Source organism: Pontibacter mangrovi (assembly GCF_006385705.1).
Taxonomy (GTDB): Bacteria; Bacteroidota; Bacteroidia; order Cytophagales; family Hymenobacteraceae; genus Pontibacter; species Pontibacter mangrovi.
Genome location: NZ_VFRQ01000005.1, coordinates 68,732 through 85,203, shown reverse-complemented (window position 1 = coordinate 85,203; position 16,472 = coordinate 68,732). Strand labels below are relative to the sequence as shown.

Genomic DNA, 16,472 nt, shown 5'->3' with positions numbered 1-16,472 from the left:
AAGAGGCTGCCTTTAGCGAGGCAGCCTCTTTTTTTATTACACGTTGCAAGGCAAACGTATCAACTTATACACGAAGAGAACTATCAACAGCTGCACCAGTTTGGGATGAATGAATTAAAGGCAAGTATCAACTTCGTTCATGTAAGGTAAAGTATGGTGTGACGTATGCTGAAGTATGAGTAAAGACAGGTTTAAAAGCCATTCGCCGGGAGCTACTGCAATAGAAACAGAGACAGTAGACAATCCATACTTTACCGGCTCGAACTTATAAGCTGCTTCCGCTCCTTATACTATAGCTGGCAGAGCGACCACTAAAGCTGAAGTTACACACCAAAGTATAGATTATGTATACTGCAGCTTATCCTTTACACCAACGCCTATCCACAGCAGTTATCCACATATCCACAGTGCTATAGCATTTGTAAGCATTAATGGTGGATAAAGGCTGATTTCAAACCTGAATCCACACGGTTATCCACAATATCCACACTTAAAAGTATGAATTGGGGATAAAGCAAAAGGCCCGCCACTGAGATCAGCGGCGGGCCTTGTTAGATGCTGTGGAAAAACGACTGTTACCTATGCGGCAGGTTTTTCATGTTTATGTGTAATTCGTCGAGCTGCTCCTGCGCAATTGGGGCTGGTGCGTCAATCATCACATCACGGCCGGCATTGTTCTTCGGGAAGGCGATATAGTCTCGGATGGAATCGGAGCCGCCGAAGAGCGAGCACAAACGGTCGAAGCCGAAGGCAATGCCTCCGTGCGGTGGCGCACCATACTCAAACGCACTCATCAGGAAGCCAAACTGCGCCTCAGCCTCAGCCTTAGAGAAGCCAAGTAAGCGGAACATCTGCTCTTGCAGGCGGCGGTCGTGGATACGGATAGAGCCTCCTCCCACTTCCACACCGTTAATCACCATGTCGTAGGCATTGGCGCGGATGTCGCCCGGGCGGTCATCGATCAGCTCGATGTCTTCCGGCTTAGGCGAGGTGAACGGATGGTGCATGGCGTGGTAGCGCTTGGTGTCCTCATCCCACTCCAGCAACGGAAAGTCTACCACCCACAGCGGCGCAAAAACTTCTTTGTTACGCAGGCCAAGGCGAGTGCCCATTTCCAGGCGCAGCTCGTTCAGCGCTTTGCGGGTTCTGTCGGCATCACCGGCAAGTATAAGTATAAGGTCGCCGGGCTTGGCGTTAAAGGCAGCGGCCCAGGCCTGCAGGTCTTCTGCTGTGTAAAACTTATCTACAGATGATTTTATACTTCCATCTTCGTTTACGCGGGCATATACCAGGCCCGTAGCGCCAATCTGCGGACGCTTCACAAAGTCTGTCAGCTCGTCCAGCTGCTTGCGGGTATAGCTGGCAGCGCCTTCGGCACAAATGCCTACCACCAGTTCGGCATCGTCGAACACTTTAAAGCCTTTGTGCTTCACCAGCGGGTTCAGCTCCACAAAGCGCATGTCGAAGCGAATATCGGGCTTATCAGAGCCATAGAACTTCATGGCGTCGGCATAGGTCATGCGTGGCAGCTTGTCTATCTTAACGCCTTTCACTTTCTCGAAAAGGTATTTGATGAAGCCCTCAAAGGTGCGCAGGATATCCTCCTGGCTCACGAAAGACATCTCGCAGTCGATCTGAGTGAACTCTGGCTGGCGGTCGGCCCGCAGGTCCTCATCGCGGAAGCACTTCACGATCTGGAAATACTTGTCGAAGCCGGCCACCATCAGCAGCTGCTTAAACGTCTGCGGCGACTGCGGAAGGGCGTAAAACTCACCTGGGTTCATGCGGCTCGGCACCACAAAGTCGCGGGCACCCTCTGGCGTAGACTTGATCAGGTACGGCGTTTCCACCTCGATAAAGCGGCGGTTGTCCAGGTAATCGCGGGTGGCGCGCATCATGCGGTGGCGCAGCTCCAGGTTGTGGCGCACCGGCGCACGGCGCAGGTCCAGGTAGCGGTACTTCATGCGCAGGTCATCACCGCCGTCGGTCTCGTCCTCTATCAGGAAGGGCGGCAGCTTGGCCGGGTTCAGCACCACGAGCTTGGAAACGTGCAGCTCCACATCGCCGGTCGGTATCTTATCGTTTTTAGAGTAGCGCTCCACTACCCTGCCCACAACTTTAACTACATACTCGCGCCCCAGGCTTCGGGCCTGCTCCATAATTCCGGCAGGCGTAAGCCCTTCTTCCATGGTCAGTTGGGTGATGCCGTAGCGATCGCGCAGGTCTACCCAAAGCATGCCGCCTTTGTCGCGCACGCGCTGTACCCAGCCTGCTAATATTACCTCTTCGCCAACGTTATCCAGGCGAAGCTCGCCGCAAGTATGTGTTCGGAACATAGTATAGTCTACTTGTATAGTTTTATGCAAATGTAATAATCTTACCGCTGGTTTGCTTTATCTGATGCAAAAGTGTTACGGCAGCATTCCACGCATGGCAGCCACGTTGTTTACCTGTATGGCATCAGGGCGCATGTTTATCATTTTTGATACCCGCGACGGCGATTTGCCTCCAAACAGTACCACCTGCAGGCCCTGCTGTTTAGCCTCGGCTACCTGTGCGCCAGTTACGTTGCCACCGTTCGCGCAGATGCCGTTTAGTTTATACTTGGCTGCCTCTGTCAGCGTTTGCTCAAAGTCGCCCCCGGCGTCCAGCATCAGTATTGCCTTGGGCTCTACGTTACGGAAGGCCAATAAAAAGTCGGTGTTCTGAGAGATAAATACCATTTTATCCAGCGGATAGTTATACTTACGCAGCAGCGCCAGGAGCGTACGGGCATAATAGCTGTGCCGCTCTGGCGTGTAGTTGCGCAGGTCCAGGTGCAGGTAGGGTGCTTCGGGGAAGGTTGCAAGATACTGCAGCAGCGCCTCCAGGGTAATTACCTGCTCCTCCTGAAACAGGTTGTAGAAAAAGCCCCCGTCATACTTCAGACCCACAACGGCAGCGGCCGGATGCTCCTCTATATGCCCTTCGGCCGTGGTCATGCTCTGCAGAAAGTTATCGTGGTACAGCACGGCAACGCCGTCCTGCGTCAGCTGCACATCCACCTCTATCCCATCGGCGCCGTTATCTTCCAGGGCCTTTACAATAGAAGCCATACTATTGGCAGGCAGCGGGTTAAAGGGGTTTATCGGGGAGAAAAAGCCTGAGCCGGCATGCCCCAGCACCAGCACATCTTTGTACTTCACCTCCTCGTGGCGGTACATCAGCCAGGCGCCGATGGCCAGCGCCAACAGCACGAAGGCCAATATAAACAGCTTTAGCTTTTGCGGCACCTGCCGCTTAGACATTTGGTGTAGATGCGCCAATTCTTAAAATATCAGATTAAAAAGCGAAGGTAATACAGAATCGTTATAATTACAGTTAAATTTGCAGCCGCACAAGTACACCCGCATGCCAAACTCCACCAAAACATCTGTAGCAAAGGCCTTTACCGCCGACGCGGCCACGCTGGGCCAGCCACAGGAGCGTTACCTTATCCCGCTTTCCACGGTTCTCATCATTGCCCTGGCCATACGTTTGCTGGCAGCCTTTTTCTCGAAGGGCTTTGCCTTCAGCGACGACCATTTTGATGTGATCACGATTGCGCAGGGCTGGCTGGACGGCTTTCCGCTGTGGCTGAATGAGCCTATGCCGCCCCGCCACAGCATGGTGTACGTGCTGCTGCACTACGGCTTGTTTTATGTGCTGGAGGCCATGGGCATATTTAGCCCGGAGGTGAAGATGACGGTGGTGCGTGTGCTGCACGCGCTGTACTCGCTGCTGGTGGTATACTTTGGCTATAAGCTTACGGAGCGGCTCTCTAACCGGGCCAATGCGCGCCTGGTGGGGCTGATGCTGGCGCTGGTGTGGTTTATGCCGTTCATGAGCGTGCGCAACCTGGTGGAGATGGTGTGCATCCCGCCGTACATGGCCGCTTTTTACCTGATGGTGCGGGAGGATCAGGAGGGCCGGAAGCGGGTCTTGCCATACTTCTGGGCAGGTGCTTTGTTTGCGCTGGCCTTTGTTTTCCGGTACCATACGGTTCTTTTTGGCGCTGGGGCCGGCCTGGTGCTGCTGTTTCAGCGGCAGTGGCGCGAGGCTGTGGCGGTGCTGCTCGGCTTTCTGGTTACGGCTTTTCTCGTGCAGGGCACCATCGACATCATCTTCTTTGATTACCCCTTTCACTCCATTGTAGCCTACTTTCTGTTTAACACCGAGAACGCGCATAACTACAGCACAGGCCCGGTTTACCGTTTCGCCCTGACCATACTTGGCTTTCTGGTGCCGCCCATAAGCGCTTTCCTTATAGTTGGCTATGCCCGCACTGCCCGGCTAGCGCCCAAGCTATTCTGGGGCGGGCTGGTGTTTTTTGTGGCGCACTCGCTGTTCCCGAACAAGCAGGAGCGGTTTATACTTCCGCTGTTGCCGCTGGTGATGCTATTAGGCGTGATAGGTTGGCAGCAATTTGTGCGCAGCTCCGGTTTCTGGCAGCGCCGCCGCACCCTTTTGGCCTATTGCTGGGGCTTCTTTTGGGTACTGAACCTGCTGGCTACTGTTGGCATGGCGCTTACTTATACTAAAAAAAGCCGCGTGGCGCCGCTGGTATACTTATCCGACCAAAAAGGCTTTGACAGCGTGGTGCTGGAGTTTGGCAACCACAGCGTAAAAAAGGCGCCGCTCTTTTACCTGGGCCGCCCGGCTGTGGTGTACGACCATTATATTACCGATGAAGACATGGTGTGGGAGGAGTACCTGCAGGGCCAGAAACAGCTGCCGGAGAACTTTGTAATGGCCTATACGCTGAACGAGGACAAGACCCCGCAAGACCTGCAGCAGGAGATTGGCACCACTGCCTATAAGCCCGATTTTGTTGTGGTAGTGGGCACCGATGACATGGAAGAGCGGATGGCCCGCCTGCACCAGGTGTTCCCCAACCTGCGCCTCAACCACACCATCAACCCTTCGCTATACGACCAGCTCCTGCACCTGCTGAACCCACGCGTGCACAAAGACGAGCACGTGCAGATTTATGAGGTGAGGTAGTTATTTAGTAAGCGTCTGTTTGTATTTTCATACTTTCCTGGCACCTTCTGGCGCAAGCGTCCGCTTGTGCCTCTATAGCGCCGCTTCCTGCGTCTTGAACCAAGCTATCCTTTCTAGCTACCGTTCATCCTCAGTCATACCTACCTATCGTTGCATCTCATACTTTGGTGCCCTCAAGGCCGGGAGGCCTCGTCTTCCCGCATCGCGCTGTCTACATTTCCTTTGCTCCAGACGTCGCAATGCCTGCGGCACCGGAAATCTAGAAGGCGCTCTTTTTCGAGGGCCCCTACCCCCACGGAAAGACTGGGAATCATTTCGATAGCCATGGCTGACGGAGCTTGAACCGGGCTCCCTCTCCTGTTTTTAGGAGAGGGCTGGGGTGAGGTAAATTCCCCCTCCTCTGGACTAGCCAAAACGAGAGTTTTGAGCTAGCGAGCGCAGCTCTTAGGGGTGGGTTTACACTTCTGATGGTACCTGCGGCCATGAAACTTATACTTCAGCCAAATCCGACCAACTACCGGGTAAAAGTATACAGGTAGTTTATTAAGAAATTCCAGAAGAAGACCAGCACGATGGCGCAGAACTTGGCCACATAGAAGTTGAGGTTGGCGCGGTTGGTGAGCAGGTAAATGATCAGGTTGTTCAGGAGCAGGCCCACGACGGCAGCGGCCAGAAACTTAGAGTATTGCCAGCCTATCTCCGGGTCGGCGCTGTGGAAGGTCCAGATGCGGTTGAGGTAAAAGTTGCTGGCGCTGGCTACCAGAAAGCCCAGGCTGTTGGCCACATACTTGTTCCAACCAAGGCGCTCCTTCGCCAGAAATGTCAGGCCAAAGTCCAGCACCAGGCCCGAAAAGCCCACCACGCCGAACTTAAAAAACTTAAAAAAAAGGCTCTGTACACTCTCCGACATCCAGCTTATACTTGGTAGCGCTGCAAAAGTAACAGACTTGCCGCTGGTTACCAACCCAGCTAAACAAAGAAAGCCATACCCGCAGGCATGGCTTCTTGTGTTTTAAGTATGGAGCGCTTTTAAAACAAACCTCCCAGTCCCTTGCCAAGCTTGTCTTTCAGGCCGCCGCCCAATAAGCCGCCTAGCAAGTCGCCTTCGCTCAGGTTACCGCTGGCCGCTTGCCCGCCTATCTTCTGCATAATAAAGTTGATGGCAAAAGGCGCCACCTGCTTCGCCACGCTCTCCGGAATGCCCAGTTTGGAGGTAAGGTCGCCCACATACTTGTGGATGATGCTGTTGCCGGCACTGCTGTCTGCGGGGGCCTTGTTGCCCCTGAACACGTCCATTAAGCCGCCCATGTCGCCGCTGCCCGCCCGCGTTTTTAGCTCATTCACCACGTTATCCTTGGCCAGGTCCACCGATTTGTTGGCCGTATCAGGCTGCAGGTTAAATTTATTTTGCAACTCGCCGGTCAGCTGCCCTTTCAGGTTATTTATCAGGTTTTCGATCATAGCTTTATACTTTGTGTTAGTTTATAGTGATCTGCTATCAGCGCAGCCGCCAGCCAAGTATACTTATACTTTTATACTACTGCCGCCTGCTCTCTTTTACACGTTAACGCAAACGCCTGCACAAGGATGTAGGCTGCCGCACAAGCCAAAAAGCTTTACCCGCTGAGCGTTTCTGGCAAAATTATTGCACTATAACTGCACATCCCTTTTCCTGATTATTTAATAGCTTTGCCCCAACATACTCTATGAACATGCGATACCTTGCCTTTTTAGCCATTATTCTGATAGCCGGAGCCACCTTTGCCCAATCTAAACTGAAGAAGACCCAGATTAGCAAAGAAGTGAGCGTGCTGCTGCCGCAGGATTTTATGCCGATGCCCGACGACGGCATTGCCCGTAAGTACCCTGCCGCCACCCGCCCGCTGGCCGTGTTTACCAGCCCGAACGGCCAGATAGACTTTAGCGTAACGCAAAAACCCTCGCAGTTTAAAGCAGAGGACCTGAAGATGCTGCGTGAGTTTTACAAGGCAAACCTGCTGGAGACCTTCACCAAGGTAGATTTTATACGCCAGGAGGTAAGTCAGGTGAAGGGCCGGGATTTCCTGGTTTTTGAGTTTGTGAGCACGCTGGCCGACGAACGGGGAGGCTCCATGCTGGCCCCGGTGCAGAAGTACAGCCTCGTGCAGTATACGATCAAAGACAACCAGCTGTATATCTTTACACTGCACGTGCCTTTTAGTATGAAAAATGACTGGCAGGAGACAGCCCGCCAGGTGATGGGCTCTGTGCAGATAAAATAACAACTACTACCTAACTATCTACTACGTTAAGGCCTCTCCTTTTTGGAGGGGCTTTTTTTTATGCCTGCGCCTCTGCAAATGTGGCTTTCCCGCCCGAGCCATACTTGTATTTTACCCCTGATGTGCCCATCTTTACTATATGGCAACAGATTTTTTATCCATCCACAGCGATGAGCATTTTATGCAGCAGGCATACTTGCAGGCGCAGTATGCCTACGAGGAGGGCGAGATTCCGATTGGGGCAGTGGTGGTGGCCAATAACCGCATTATAGCCAAAGCCTATAACCAGACCGAGAAGCTGAACGACGTAACCGCACACGCCGAGATGCTGGCCCTGACCGCCGCCTCAGAATACCTTGGCAACAAGTACCTGCACGACTGCACCCTCTACGTAACCGTGGAGCCTTGCGTGATGTGCGCCGGCGCCAGCTACTGGGCACAGCTAAAGCGGGTGGTGTTCGGAACATCTGAGCCAAAGCGCGGTTATAGAAGAGTAGGGAATCTGCTACACCCCAAAACTGAAATGGTGAGCGGCATTATGGCGCAGGAGTGCGCCGACCTGATGGCCTCTTTCTTTGCGGCTAAAAGAAATTAACTAACTTTGGAGGGATGCCGTACATCTCCATTGTATGTACAAGTAAAATATTTCTAACATAAATCTATATAAAACTATGGCTTTCGAACTTCCGAAACTACCTTATGCCTACGACGCACTGGAGCCGCACATCGACGCGCGCACCATGGAGATCCACCATACAAAACATCACCAGGCCTACACCGATAACCTGAACAAGGCCATTGCGGGCACAGACCTGGAAGGCAAGTCTATCGAGGAGATCATGCGCAGCGTGAAAGAAGACAACAAGGCCGTGCGCAACAACGGTGGCGGTTATTACAACCACAACCTGTTCTGGACCATCCTTTCTCCGAACGGTGGCGGCCAGCCATCAGGCGAACTGGCAGATGCCATCAACTCTGCCTTTGGCTCATTCGACCAGTTTAAGGAGAAATTCAACACGGCTGCGGCTACGCGTTTCGGCTCTGGCTGGGCCTGGCTGTGCGTAAAAGGCGGCAAGCTGGAGATCTGCTCTACGCCTAACCAGGACAACACGCTGATGTCGTTCGCGGAAGGTTGCGGTGGCCAGCCAATCCTGGGCCTGGACGTTTGGGAGCACGCGTACTACCTGCACTACCAGAACCGCCGCCCGGACTACATCAACGCCTTCTGGAACGTGGTGAACTGGGATGAGGTAACCAAGCGCTACAACGAAGCGAAGTAAGATATAGATCTTACAATATAAAAAGAGCTCTTCTGCAACAGGAGAGCTCTTTTTGTTTACCTGTCATCAGATGCGTTTTACATTGAACAGAAAAACTTTTAATATAGAGATGAAATAACCGCATCTCTTTATGGAATTGACTCTCCTGTTCTTTCTTTTTTTGTTGATAATATGGGTATCGAAACAGCTCATCGGCAAGCTGGAAGATAACGGGCAGGAACTGCACGAGATCCGAAGAGAACTGCTGGACATCCGCGACCAGCTGGAAAAGCGTGCTGCACAGCCGGCACCGGAGGCAGCCGCGCCGGAGCCGGTAAAAGAACAGCAAGAAAGGGTAACACCGGTTGTACCGCCAACAGCCATAACCCCTCCTCCTGTTACGCCAGCCCCCGAGCCGGAGCCTCTATACCAACCGGTACCAAGGCCGCAGCCGCTGGAGCAGCCAACGCCGGTTACCACGGCAGCTTTTACAGAAGCTCCCCGTCCACTGCCAAAGCCATCCATTTTCGATAAATTCCGCGAGAATCTCGACTGGGAGAAATTTATTGGGGAAAACCTGATCAACAAGCTGGGCATTGCTATCCTGGTGCTGGGTATTGGCTTTTTTGTAAAATATGCCATAGATCAGGATTGGATAAACGAGATAGGCCGGGTGGCGATAGGCATCCTGGCCGGCGGAGCACTGCTGGGCCTTGCGCACCGGCTCCGGAAAACCTACCAGGCCTTCAGCTCGGTGATGGTAGGCGGTGGCATGGCTGTTTTATACTTTACCATTGCTATTGCCTTCCACGAATATCAGCTCTTTAGCCAAACTGTGGCTTTTCTCCTGATGGTTGGTATAACCGGTTTCACCATTCTGCTGTCCATTGCCTACAACCGCATGGAGCTGGCGATGCTGGCACTGGTGGGTGGCTTTGCCAGCCCTTTTATGGCGAGCTCTGGGGAGGGCAACTATATCGTGCTCTTCGTGTTCATCCTTATCCTGAACCTGGGTATACTGGTGCTGGCTTACTTTAAGAAGTGGAGCCTGCTCAATACCATTGCTTACGTCTTCACCATCATACTCTATGGCGGCTGGCTTACAACGCGCGTAGTGGATACACCCAACAACCCACCTTATGCAGGCGCACTTATTTTTGCGACCCTGTTTTACCTGGTGTTCTTCGCTATGAACATCATCAACAACATTAAAGAAAGGCGGCACTTTACGGCTCCTGAGATCATGATCCTGCTTAGCAACACCTTCCTGTATTACTCGGCCGGCATGTATGTGCTGCAGTATATAGCGGGTGGTAACTACCAGGGCTTGTTCACCCTGATCATAGCAGTGTTCAACTTTGTCTTTGCTTTCCTGCTTTACCGCAACCAAAAAGCAGACCGCAATCTGGTGTACCTGCTCATCGGGCTGGTGCTCACCTTCCTGAGCCTGACCGCACCGGTTCAACTGAAAGGCAATTACATTACTTTATTCTGGGCACTGGAATCGGTGCTGCTCCTGTGGTTCTCGCAGAAGTCAGGTATAAAACTGATCCGGGTGGCTTCGGTAGCGGTGATGGGGCTAATGGCTGTTAGCTTGCTGATGGACTGGAACCTGTACTACTACGAGCTGTCGGAGCCGCTAAACATGGTGCTGAACAAAGTGTTTGTAACCGGTTTGGTAGCTGTAGCAGCCCTGGCAGCTACGCGGTGGCTGCTGCAGCGCGAGCACGAGCTGATCTTAATTAGGTTCCTACCGGCAGAAGTATACCATTCCATCATTAGTTTCGCACTAGTGTTGGGGCTGTACCTGGTGCTGCTGCAGGAGCTGAGCCACACCCTGGACCGTCTGGCCGTGAGCTATGCCGCGAAGTACTTTATCATTGGTTTATACAACTACTTATACCTTTTCCTACTGTTGCTCCAGAGCAGGCGGCTATCAAACCAACTGGTTCAGCAGGGTATAGCAGCGTTGGCCGTCGTCGGGGTTATACTTTACCTCACGCTGCAGTACCCGCTCAGCGTTAGTACCCGCAACGCTTACCTAACAGACGGCTCCGAAACGTTGAGCAGCTTTATGCTTCACTACCTACCCCTGGTGCTGGTGCTGCTACTCGTAGCGCAATTGCTCCGTTTGGTGGCGCAGCGTTATACTTTCAACTCGCGGGCAGGCAAAATTGCGCTGTGGTCGGCTAGCTTTGTAGTAGTGTTTATAGCAAGTGCCGAGCTGGAAAACCTGGTGTCACTGCTGTTCTACAAACCTGATTATAGCCTTGCCGTCTGGCTGAAGCAGGTGCGGAAGATCGGCTTCCCAATACTTTGGGGCATCAGCTCGTTCATCCTGATGATGATCGGGATGCAGCGCAAGATCAAGACGCTGCGCATTGTATCGCTGTCGTTGTTCTTCCTCACGCTGCTGAAGCTCTTCCTATTCGACATCAGGGGGATATCCGAAGGAGGTAAAATTGCCGCTTTCATTTGCCTGGGCGTGCTGCTACTCACGGTTTCGTTTATGTACCAGCGATTAAAAGTTATACTATTGGATGATGACACTGCCACGACACCTGGTACAGATAATCAGTAGCCTGCTGTTGCTGATACTGGTTGCATGGTATAATGTAGCTAATGCACAGCAGTATACTTGGCAGGCGCCCGTGGCTACCCCTACGCAGAGCGGCTATCAAAGTATACTGCTCAGCCCCGAAGTAATAGGTAGGCTGCGCCCAGACCTCTCTGACTTGAGGCTTTATGATGCCAGTGGCCAGGAGGTACCTTACCTGCTGCGGGCAGAGCAGCCGGCTCAGTATAAGCGCCTGTTCAAAAACTACGACATCCTCAGCTATACACACCGGCAAGGCTGCTGCTCAGAACTGCTCATCTCTAACCCCGAAAAGCGCAAAATCAACAATATTAGTCTGCTGATAGGTAATGCAGATGTACGGAAAGAGGTGAAGCTCAGCGGAAGTGATAACCGGAAGGACTGGTATGTGCTGAAGGAACATGACATACTGCATGCCATCAACAACCATGAGAGTACAGCCGAGGCAAAGCTGCTGGACTTTCCGTTGAGCGACTACCGCTACTTCCGGTTGCAACTCAACGACTCCGCCAGCGCACCGCTCAACATCCTGCAGGCCGGCTACTACGACACCCATACCGAGGCTGGCAAGTATACGGACATCCCGGTGCAGGAACTTACCCGCCGAGACAGCGCCGCAGCCAAGAGCACCTACATTCGCCTCCGCTTTGCACAGCCCGTTTATCCTGATCGGCTGGAGTTTACAATTTCCTCACCGCAGTTATACCTCCGGGAAGGCCATATACAAATGCACCCTGCCGAGCCTACCCACAGACGCAGGAGCAAACGCAGGCAGCAACGGGAGCGGCAACAGCAAATAGTGCCGTTTATACTTAACTCCAACGCACCGGCTGTAGTAGACCTGCCGCGCCAAAAGATACAGGAACTTACCATCATCATCCGAAATGCTGACAACCGCCCACTGGAGATCGCTTCTATAAGGCCGCTGCAGCTCAACCGCTACATGGTGGCGGATCTATCGCCAGAGCAAGCCTACACCTTGCGTTTCGGCGATCCGAAGGCCTCCGCCCCAACCTATGAGCTGCAGTACTTTCAGGATAGTATATCCGCTAACCTGCCTGTGCTCCTGACAAATGCACCTGAACCGCTACAGAAAACGGGCAAACAGGAAGGCAGCACCACCACATCCAAAATCCTGATTTGGCTAGCCATAGGCATCGTAGTAATTGGCCTGGCGCTGATGACAGTGCGGATGCTGAACGAGATGAACAGGGAGAAGCGGGTATAGTGCTAAAGTTGCACCAAAGCCATAAAAAGGCAAAAGCCCCGGAGCAGCACAACTGCTCTGGGGCTTTTGCTTCGTAAGGGTCCTTTTACTTCTGCGCCACCTGCTGCTTTTTGTTATAAGCCTCCACGCCGGCATCCAGGAACTCCACGAAGTTATCCACGTTTAGGTCGTAGGCGATGGGCTTTACCAGCACGTTCTCATTCTCATCCATCAGCACATAGTATGGCTGGGCGTTCACGTTGAACTTGGTGATCTGGTAATCCGCATACTTCTTGCCGATGGTTTTCTTCTCTTTGCCGTCGTAGCTGCTGGTATACCACTCGCTCTCAGGCAGCTCGGTGCGGTCGTCTACGTACAGGGCGGCAATCACGTAGTTTTCCTGCAGGCGCTTCAGCACTTCCGGGTCCGACCACACGTTCTGCTCCATTTCGCGGCAGTTCACGCAGCCGTGGCCGGTAAAGTCTATAAAGATGGGCTTGCCCTGCTCTGCGGCGCATTTCTTGGCCTGCTCCAGATCGAAGTAGCCCTGCAGGCCGTGCGGCAGGTGCAGGAACTCGGCATACTTAGCTGGCTCGCAGTTTTCGTTTGCATTGGCAGCTACTACGGCTGTGCCTCCCCCACCCTGCCGGGCAATGGTGTTCAGGTCAAAATCCTGGGTAGACTGCGGCGGCAGGTAACCAGCCAGCGCCTTCAGCGGCGCCCCGAACAGGCCTGGGATCAAGTATACTACAAAACCAAAAGTAAGTATGGCGAAGAACAGGCGCGGCACGCTGATATGCTTCAAATCGGAGTCGTGGGAGAACTTGAGCTTGCCCAGCAGGTAAAAGCCCATCAGCGTGAAGATCACGATCCACAGCGCCAGGTATACTTCGCGGTCCAGGATGCCCCAGTGGTACACCTGGTCGGCCACGCTCAGGAACTTAAGCGCCAGCGCCAGCTCAATAAAGCCCAGCACCACCTTCACGGAGTTCAGCCAACCACCGGACTTCGGCAGGCCGCTCAGCCACGACGGGAACACGGCAAACAGCGTGAACGGCAGCGCAAAGGCCAGCGAGAAACCGAACATGCCTACAATTGGGCGGATGGTCTCGCCGCCAGCGGAAGCTACCAGTATACTTCCCACAATCGGGCCGGTGCAGGAGAAAGACACCAGCGCCAGCGTAAAGGCCATGAAGAACACGCCGAGCCAGCCTCCCTGGTCGGCCTTGGAGTCTACTTTAGTAAGCCAGGAGCTTGGCAGCGTAATCTCGAACATCCCGAAAAACGACATCGCAAACACCAGGAAGATCACGAAGAAAAGGATGTTCGGCAGCCAGTGCGTGCTGATAAAGTTGGCGCCGTCAGCCCCGAAAAGCTTGGCCACGATCGTGCCGATCAAAGTATAAATGGCGATGATGGAAAGGCCGTAAACAACCGCTTTCAGGATGCCCTGTGCCCTGCTGCCGCCACTGTTGGTAAAGAAGCTCACCGTCATGGGCACCATCGGGAAAACACAAGGGGTAAGTAGCGCCACCAGGCCAGAGCCGAAGGCCAGCACCAGAAACGCCCATAGGTCGCCGCTGCCGTTGGCTGGCGCGGCGGCATCGGGTATGGCCAAAATGGTTTCAGGGGTTTCATCAGCCCCGGATGAGGCGGTGGCAGCGGGGGCTGCGGCAGAATCCGAATCTGCAGCGGCAGCTGCGGCGGCAGTGGCCAGGTCAGGCACCTCGCTTGCCGCTATCTTTTCCTCAGGCTGCGCTGGCTGCTGCTGTGTCTGGGCCTGCGGCTGCGCGGCTACTTTTGTTTGTGCTTCCTGAGATGGTTTGGCGGCAGGGGCAGCGGTTCCGCTTACTTTTATCTGCTTGTTCGTAAAGCTAAATTCATCGTCGAAGGGAATGCACTGGCCGCTGGCATCGGAGCATACCTGAAACTCATAGGTGCCCTTTACCTGCAGGTCGGGCTGCAGCACGCGTATTTTCTGGCGGAACTGGCCTGTGCCCACAAAGTAGGTATACTCGCCTTCCCACAGCTCGTCATACTTCTTTTTAGGCTTTACGGGCTTTATGTCGCCCACCAGCTCGTACGACGGGTGTTTCTGAAACGTGAACGTGGTGACCATCGGGCCCAGCTCCGGGTCGAAGTCAGAGGAGTAGAGGTACCAGTCTTTGTCGATCTTGGCGTTAAAGATCAGCTCCACCTCCTCGCCTACGGCCACTTCCTTTTTAGAGACATCGTAGCTCCACGACGAAGGCTTTAGCACCTGCGCCTGCGCCACAAAGGCAATCATAAACAACAGCCATGTGGCCAGCAGCTGCTTTGGACTTATGCTTTTTATCATAAATGAAACAGTTATACTTTATACGGCACAATGGCGGCCATACATATTTTTTGGTTCTTGTTTTAGTCTGAAGCACTACAAAAGTATGCAATTTATGCTTGCGGCCGGCAGCTGTTTGCTAAACAACCCGTTTTGCACCCTCAACGCTGGCTGGCCCTCCCCGTATGGCAGCCGCTCCGCTTCTGGACTATAACACACGGCAGCCTCTTTTTTATCCATCCTGGCAAAAACTTCTGCCTATGGCCCAAATGCTGCAGCCTCTGCCTGTAAACTTACTTAACAATCACCATTTGTAGCCTTAATTCGGCTTTTGGTCGTAAAATATAGTGCATCCGGCATATACAACTGTAAAACGAGCCCGTATTTTATTAATTTTACAGCTTTGCCGCAAACAAACGGCACCAACAGACACTATGATCCTCGACATACTCTTAACGATATTCCTTGTGCTGCTCAACGGCTTCTTTGTAGCGGCGGAGTTTGCCATTGTAAAAGTGCGCTCCTCGCAGATAGAGCTAAAGGCACAGGCGGGCAACGCCATGGCCAAGCTGGCGCAGCACATGCTCACCCACCTCGATGCATACCTTTCGGCCACGCAGCTGGGCATTACGCTGGCCTCGCTGGGTTTGGGTTGGATTGGCGAGAGTGTGGTGGCCAGACTGGTTATCAACGTGATGCATACCTTTGGTTTTCAGGGAAGCGAGGCGCTGGCCCATACCATTGCCCTGCCTATCTCCTTCGCCATTATCACCGTGCTGCACATCGTGTTCGGTGAGCTGGCGCCAAAGTCGCTGGCCATTCAGCGCTCTGAGTCCACTGCCCTGGCCGTGGCCTATCCGCTCCGCTTCTTTTATATCCTCTTCAGGCCTTTTATATGGCTGCTAAACGGGCTGGCCAACATGGTGCTGCGCGGCTTGGGCATACAGCCCATGCACGGGGCCGAGGTGCACACCGCCGAAGAGCTGCGCCTGCTGTTTGAACAGAGCGTGGAAGGCGGCGCCATCCAGGACTCGCATCACGAGCTTATCGAGAATGTGTTTCAGTTTAACGAGCGCATGGTAAAGCAGATCCTGGTGCCGCGCACCAAGATGGTTGCCATCGACATAAACATTCCGGAGGATGAACTGATGGAGGTGATCTTTAACGAGGGCTACTCGCGCCTGCCTGTTTACAGCGGCAACACCGATAACATTGTGGGCATCCTGTACGTGAAGGACATCCTCAGCATTATGCGCCTGGGCAAGCCCATCGTAATCGAGGAGCTGATGCGCCCTGCCTATTTTGTGCCGGAGACCAAGAAAATCAACCTTTTGCTGAAGCAGTTCCAGCGCCGCCACATGCACATGGCTATTGCCACCGACGAGTTTGGCGGTGTGTCGGGCATTGTGACGATAGAGGATATTATAGAGGAACTGGTGGGCGAGATACAGGATGAGTATGACGAAGAGGCCCCGCTCGTAGAGCGCATCAGCGATTTTGAGTATAAAGTGAACGGGTCCGCCGCCATCTCCGACGCCAACGACTTTCTGCCTTATCCGCTGCCGGAGGGCGAGGACTACGAAACGGTTGGTGGCCTGTTAAACGTAGTATACGGCCAGATTCCGGATAACCTGAACGAGACCACAACGCTGAACGAGTATGACATCCGCATTCTTGAGAAGTCGGAGCGCCGCGTAGATTGGGTGCTGCTTACCGTGCGCGAGGAGGAGCGGGAGGCGATCAGCTAAGCAGGAGTCGTTGGGTAAAAGCACGCTGCTTTACGCGCTTCTACCCAACGCCTCAACATCTT

At 53.5% G+C, this 16,472-nt stretch carries 12 protein-coding genes; 7 read left to right on the top strand and 5 right to left on the bottom strand.

The window, feature by feature from the left end; all coding sequences use genetic code 11:
- Positions 1-575: 575 nt before the first annotated feature.
- Together aspS and FJM65_RS10555 are read right to left on the bottom strand one after the other, a co-directional pair.
- Positions 576-2,336 carry an aspartate--tRNA ligase gene (gene aspS, locus FJM65_RS10560; RefSeq protein ID WP_140621489.1) on the bottom strand — a complete coding sequence of 587 codons (1,761 nt, stop codon included), beginning with the start codon at positions 2,334-2,336 and terminating at the stop codon, positions 576-578.
- A gap of 75 nt (positions 2,337-2,411) precedes the next feature.
- A complete protein-coding gene (locus FJM65_RS10555) occupies positions 2,412-3,287 on the bottom strand; it encodes a glycerophosphodiester phosphodiesterase (RefSeq protein WP_140621488.1) in 876 nt (291 codons plus the stop codon).
- A gap of 103 nt (positions 3,288-3,390) precedes the next feature.
- On the opposite strand from FJM65_RS10555, the gene FJM65_RS10550 reads away from it, so the two are divergent.
- Positions 3,391-5,022 (top strand): glycosyltransferase family 39 protein, encoded by a 1,632-nt coding sequence (locus tag FJM65_RS10550; protein WP_140621732.1) that lies wholly within the window; start codon positions 3,391-3,393, stop codon positions 5,020-5,022.
- Positions 5,023-5,536: 514 nt separating this feature from the next.
- Here the strand turns inward: FJM65_RS10550 and FJM65_RS10545 are convergent.
- Together FJM65_RS10545 and FJM65_RS10540 are read right to left on the bottom strand one after the other, a co-directional pair.
- Positions 5,537-5,932 carry a GtrA family protein gene (locus FJM65_RS10545; protein WP_140621487.1) on the bottom strand — a complete coding sequence of 132 codons (396 nt, stop codon included), beginning with the start codon at positions 5,930-5,932 and terminating at the stop codon, positions 5,537-5,539.
- 119 nt (positions 5,933-6,051) lie between these two features.
- On the bottom strand, positions 6,052-6,483 hold the full coding sequence (locus FJM65_RS10540; protein ID WP_140621486.1) for a hypothetical protein: 432 nt from the start codon (positions 6,481-6,483) through the stop codon (positions 6,052-6,054).
- Positions 6,484-6,728: 245 nt separating this feature from the next.
- On the opposite strand from FJM65_RS10540, the gene FJM65_RS10535 reads away from it, so the two are divergent.
- The 5 genes from FJM65_RS10535 (at position 6,729) to FJM65_RS10515 (ending at position 12,366) form a co-directional block, all read left to right on the top strand.
- A complete protein-coding gene (locus FJM65_RS10535) occupies positions 6,729-7,283 on the top strand; it encodes a hypothetical protein (RefSeq protein WP_140621485.1) in 555 nt (184 codons plus the stop codon).
- Between the two features lie 139 nt (positions 7,284-7,422).
- Positions 7,423-7,878, top strand: a complete 456-nt coding sequence (locus FJM65_RS10530; RefSeq protein ID WP_239022924.1) for a nucleoside deaminase — start codon at positions 7,423-7,425, stop codon at positions 7,876-7,878.
- Positions 7,879-7,954: 76 nt separating this feature from the next.
- Positions 7,955-8,563: a superoxide dismutase gene (locus FJM65_RS10525; RefSeq protein WP_140621484.1), complete on the top strand. Its 609-nt coding sequence runs from the start codon at positions 7,955-7,957 to the stop codon at positions 8,561-8,563.
- A 130-nt stretch (positions 8,564-8,693) separates the two neighbouring features.
- The gene (locus FJM65_RS10520; protein WP_239022923.1) at positions 8,694-11,123 is read left to right on the top strand and encodes a DUF2339 domain-containing protein; all 2,430 of its coding nucleotides are present in this window, start codon (positions 8,694-8,696) and stop codon (positions 11,121-11,123) included.
- Complete coding sequence (locus FJM65_RS10515) at positions 11,083-12,366, top strand: DUF3999 domain-containing protein (protein WP_140621483.1); 1,284 nt, start codon at positions 11,083-11,085, stop codon at positions 12,364-12,366. Before FJM65_RS10520 ends, FJM65_RS10515 begins: the two co-directional genes overlap by 41 nt.
- 85 nt (positions 12,367-12,451) lie before the next feature.
- Here FJM65_RS10515 and FJM65_RS10510 read toward each other — a convergent pair whose 3' ends face one another.
- Positions 12,452-14,683, bottom strand: a complete 2,232-nt coding sequence (locus FJM65_RS10510; protein ID WP_140621482.1) for a protein-disulfide reductase DsbD family protein — start codon at positions 14,681-14,683, stop codon at positions 12,452-12,454.
- A gap of 413 nt (positions 14,684-15,096) precedes the next feature.
- Between FJM65_RS10510 and FJM65_RS10505 the strand changes: the two genes are divergently transcribed.
- A complete protein-coding gene (locus FJM65_RS10505; protein WP_140621481.1) occupies positions 15,097-16,410 on the top strand; it encodes a hemolysin family protein in 1,314 nt (437 codons plus the stop codon).
- The last annotated feature ends 62 nt before the right edge of the window (positions 16,411-16,472 follow it).

Coding starts and splice junctions, on each gene's coding strand:
- aspS (WP_140621489.1), bottom strand. CDS start 2,336: ATGTTCCGAACACATACTTGCGGCGAGCTTCGCCTGGATAACGTTGGC.
- FJM65_RS10555 (WP_140621488.1), bottom strand. CDS start 3,287: ATGTCTAAGCGGCAGGTGCCGCAAAAGCTAAAGCTGTTTATATTGGCC.
- FJM65_RS10550 (WP_140621732.1), top strand. CDS start 3,391: ATGCCAAACTCCACCAAAACATCTGTAGCAAAGGCCTTTACCGCCGAC.
- FJM65_RS10545 (WP_140621487.1), bottom strand. CDS start 5,932: ATGTCGGAGAGTGTACAGAGCCTTTTTTTTAAGTTTTTTAAGTTCGGC.
- FJM65_RS10540 (WP_140621486.1), bottom strand. CDS start 6,483: ATGATCGAAAACCTGATAAATAACCTGAAAGGGCAGCTGACCGGCGAG.
- FJM65_RS10535 (WP_140621485.1), top strand. CDS start 6,729: ATGAACATGCGATACCTTGCCTTTTTAGCCATTATTCTGATAGCCGGA.
- FJM65_RS10530 (WP_239022924.1), top strand. CDS start 7,423: ATGGCAACAGATTTTTTATCCATCCACAGCGATGAGCATTTTATGCAG.
- FJM65_RS10525 (WP_140621484.1), top strand. CDS start 7,955: ATGGCTTTCGAACTTCCGAAACTACCTTATGCCTACGACGCACTGGAG.
- FJM65_RS10520 (WP_239022923.1), top strand. CDS start 8,694: ATGGAATTGACTCTCCTGTTCTTTCTTTTTTTGTTGATAATATGGGTA.
- FJM65_RS10515 (WP_140621483.1), top strand. CDS start 11,083: ATGATGACACTGCCACGACACCTGGTACAGATAATCAGTAGCCTGCTG.
- FJM65_RS10510 (WP_140621482.1), bottom strand. CDS start 14,683: ATGATAAAAAGCATAAGTCCAAAGCAGCTGCTGGCCACATGGCTGTTG.
- FJM65_RS10505 (WP_140621481.1), top strand. CDS start 15,097: ATGATCCTCGACATACTCTTAACGATATTCCTTGTGCTGCTCAACGGC.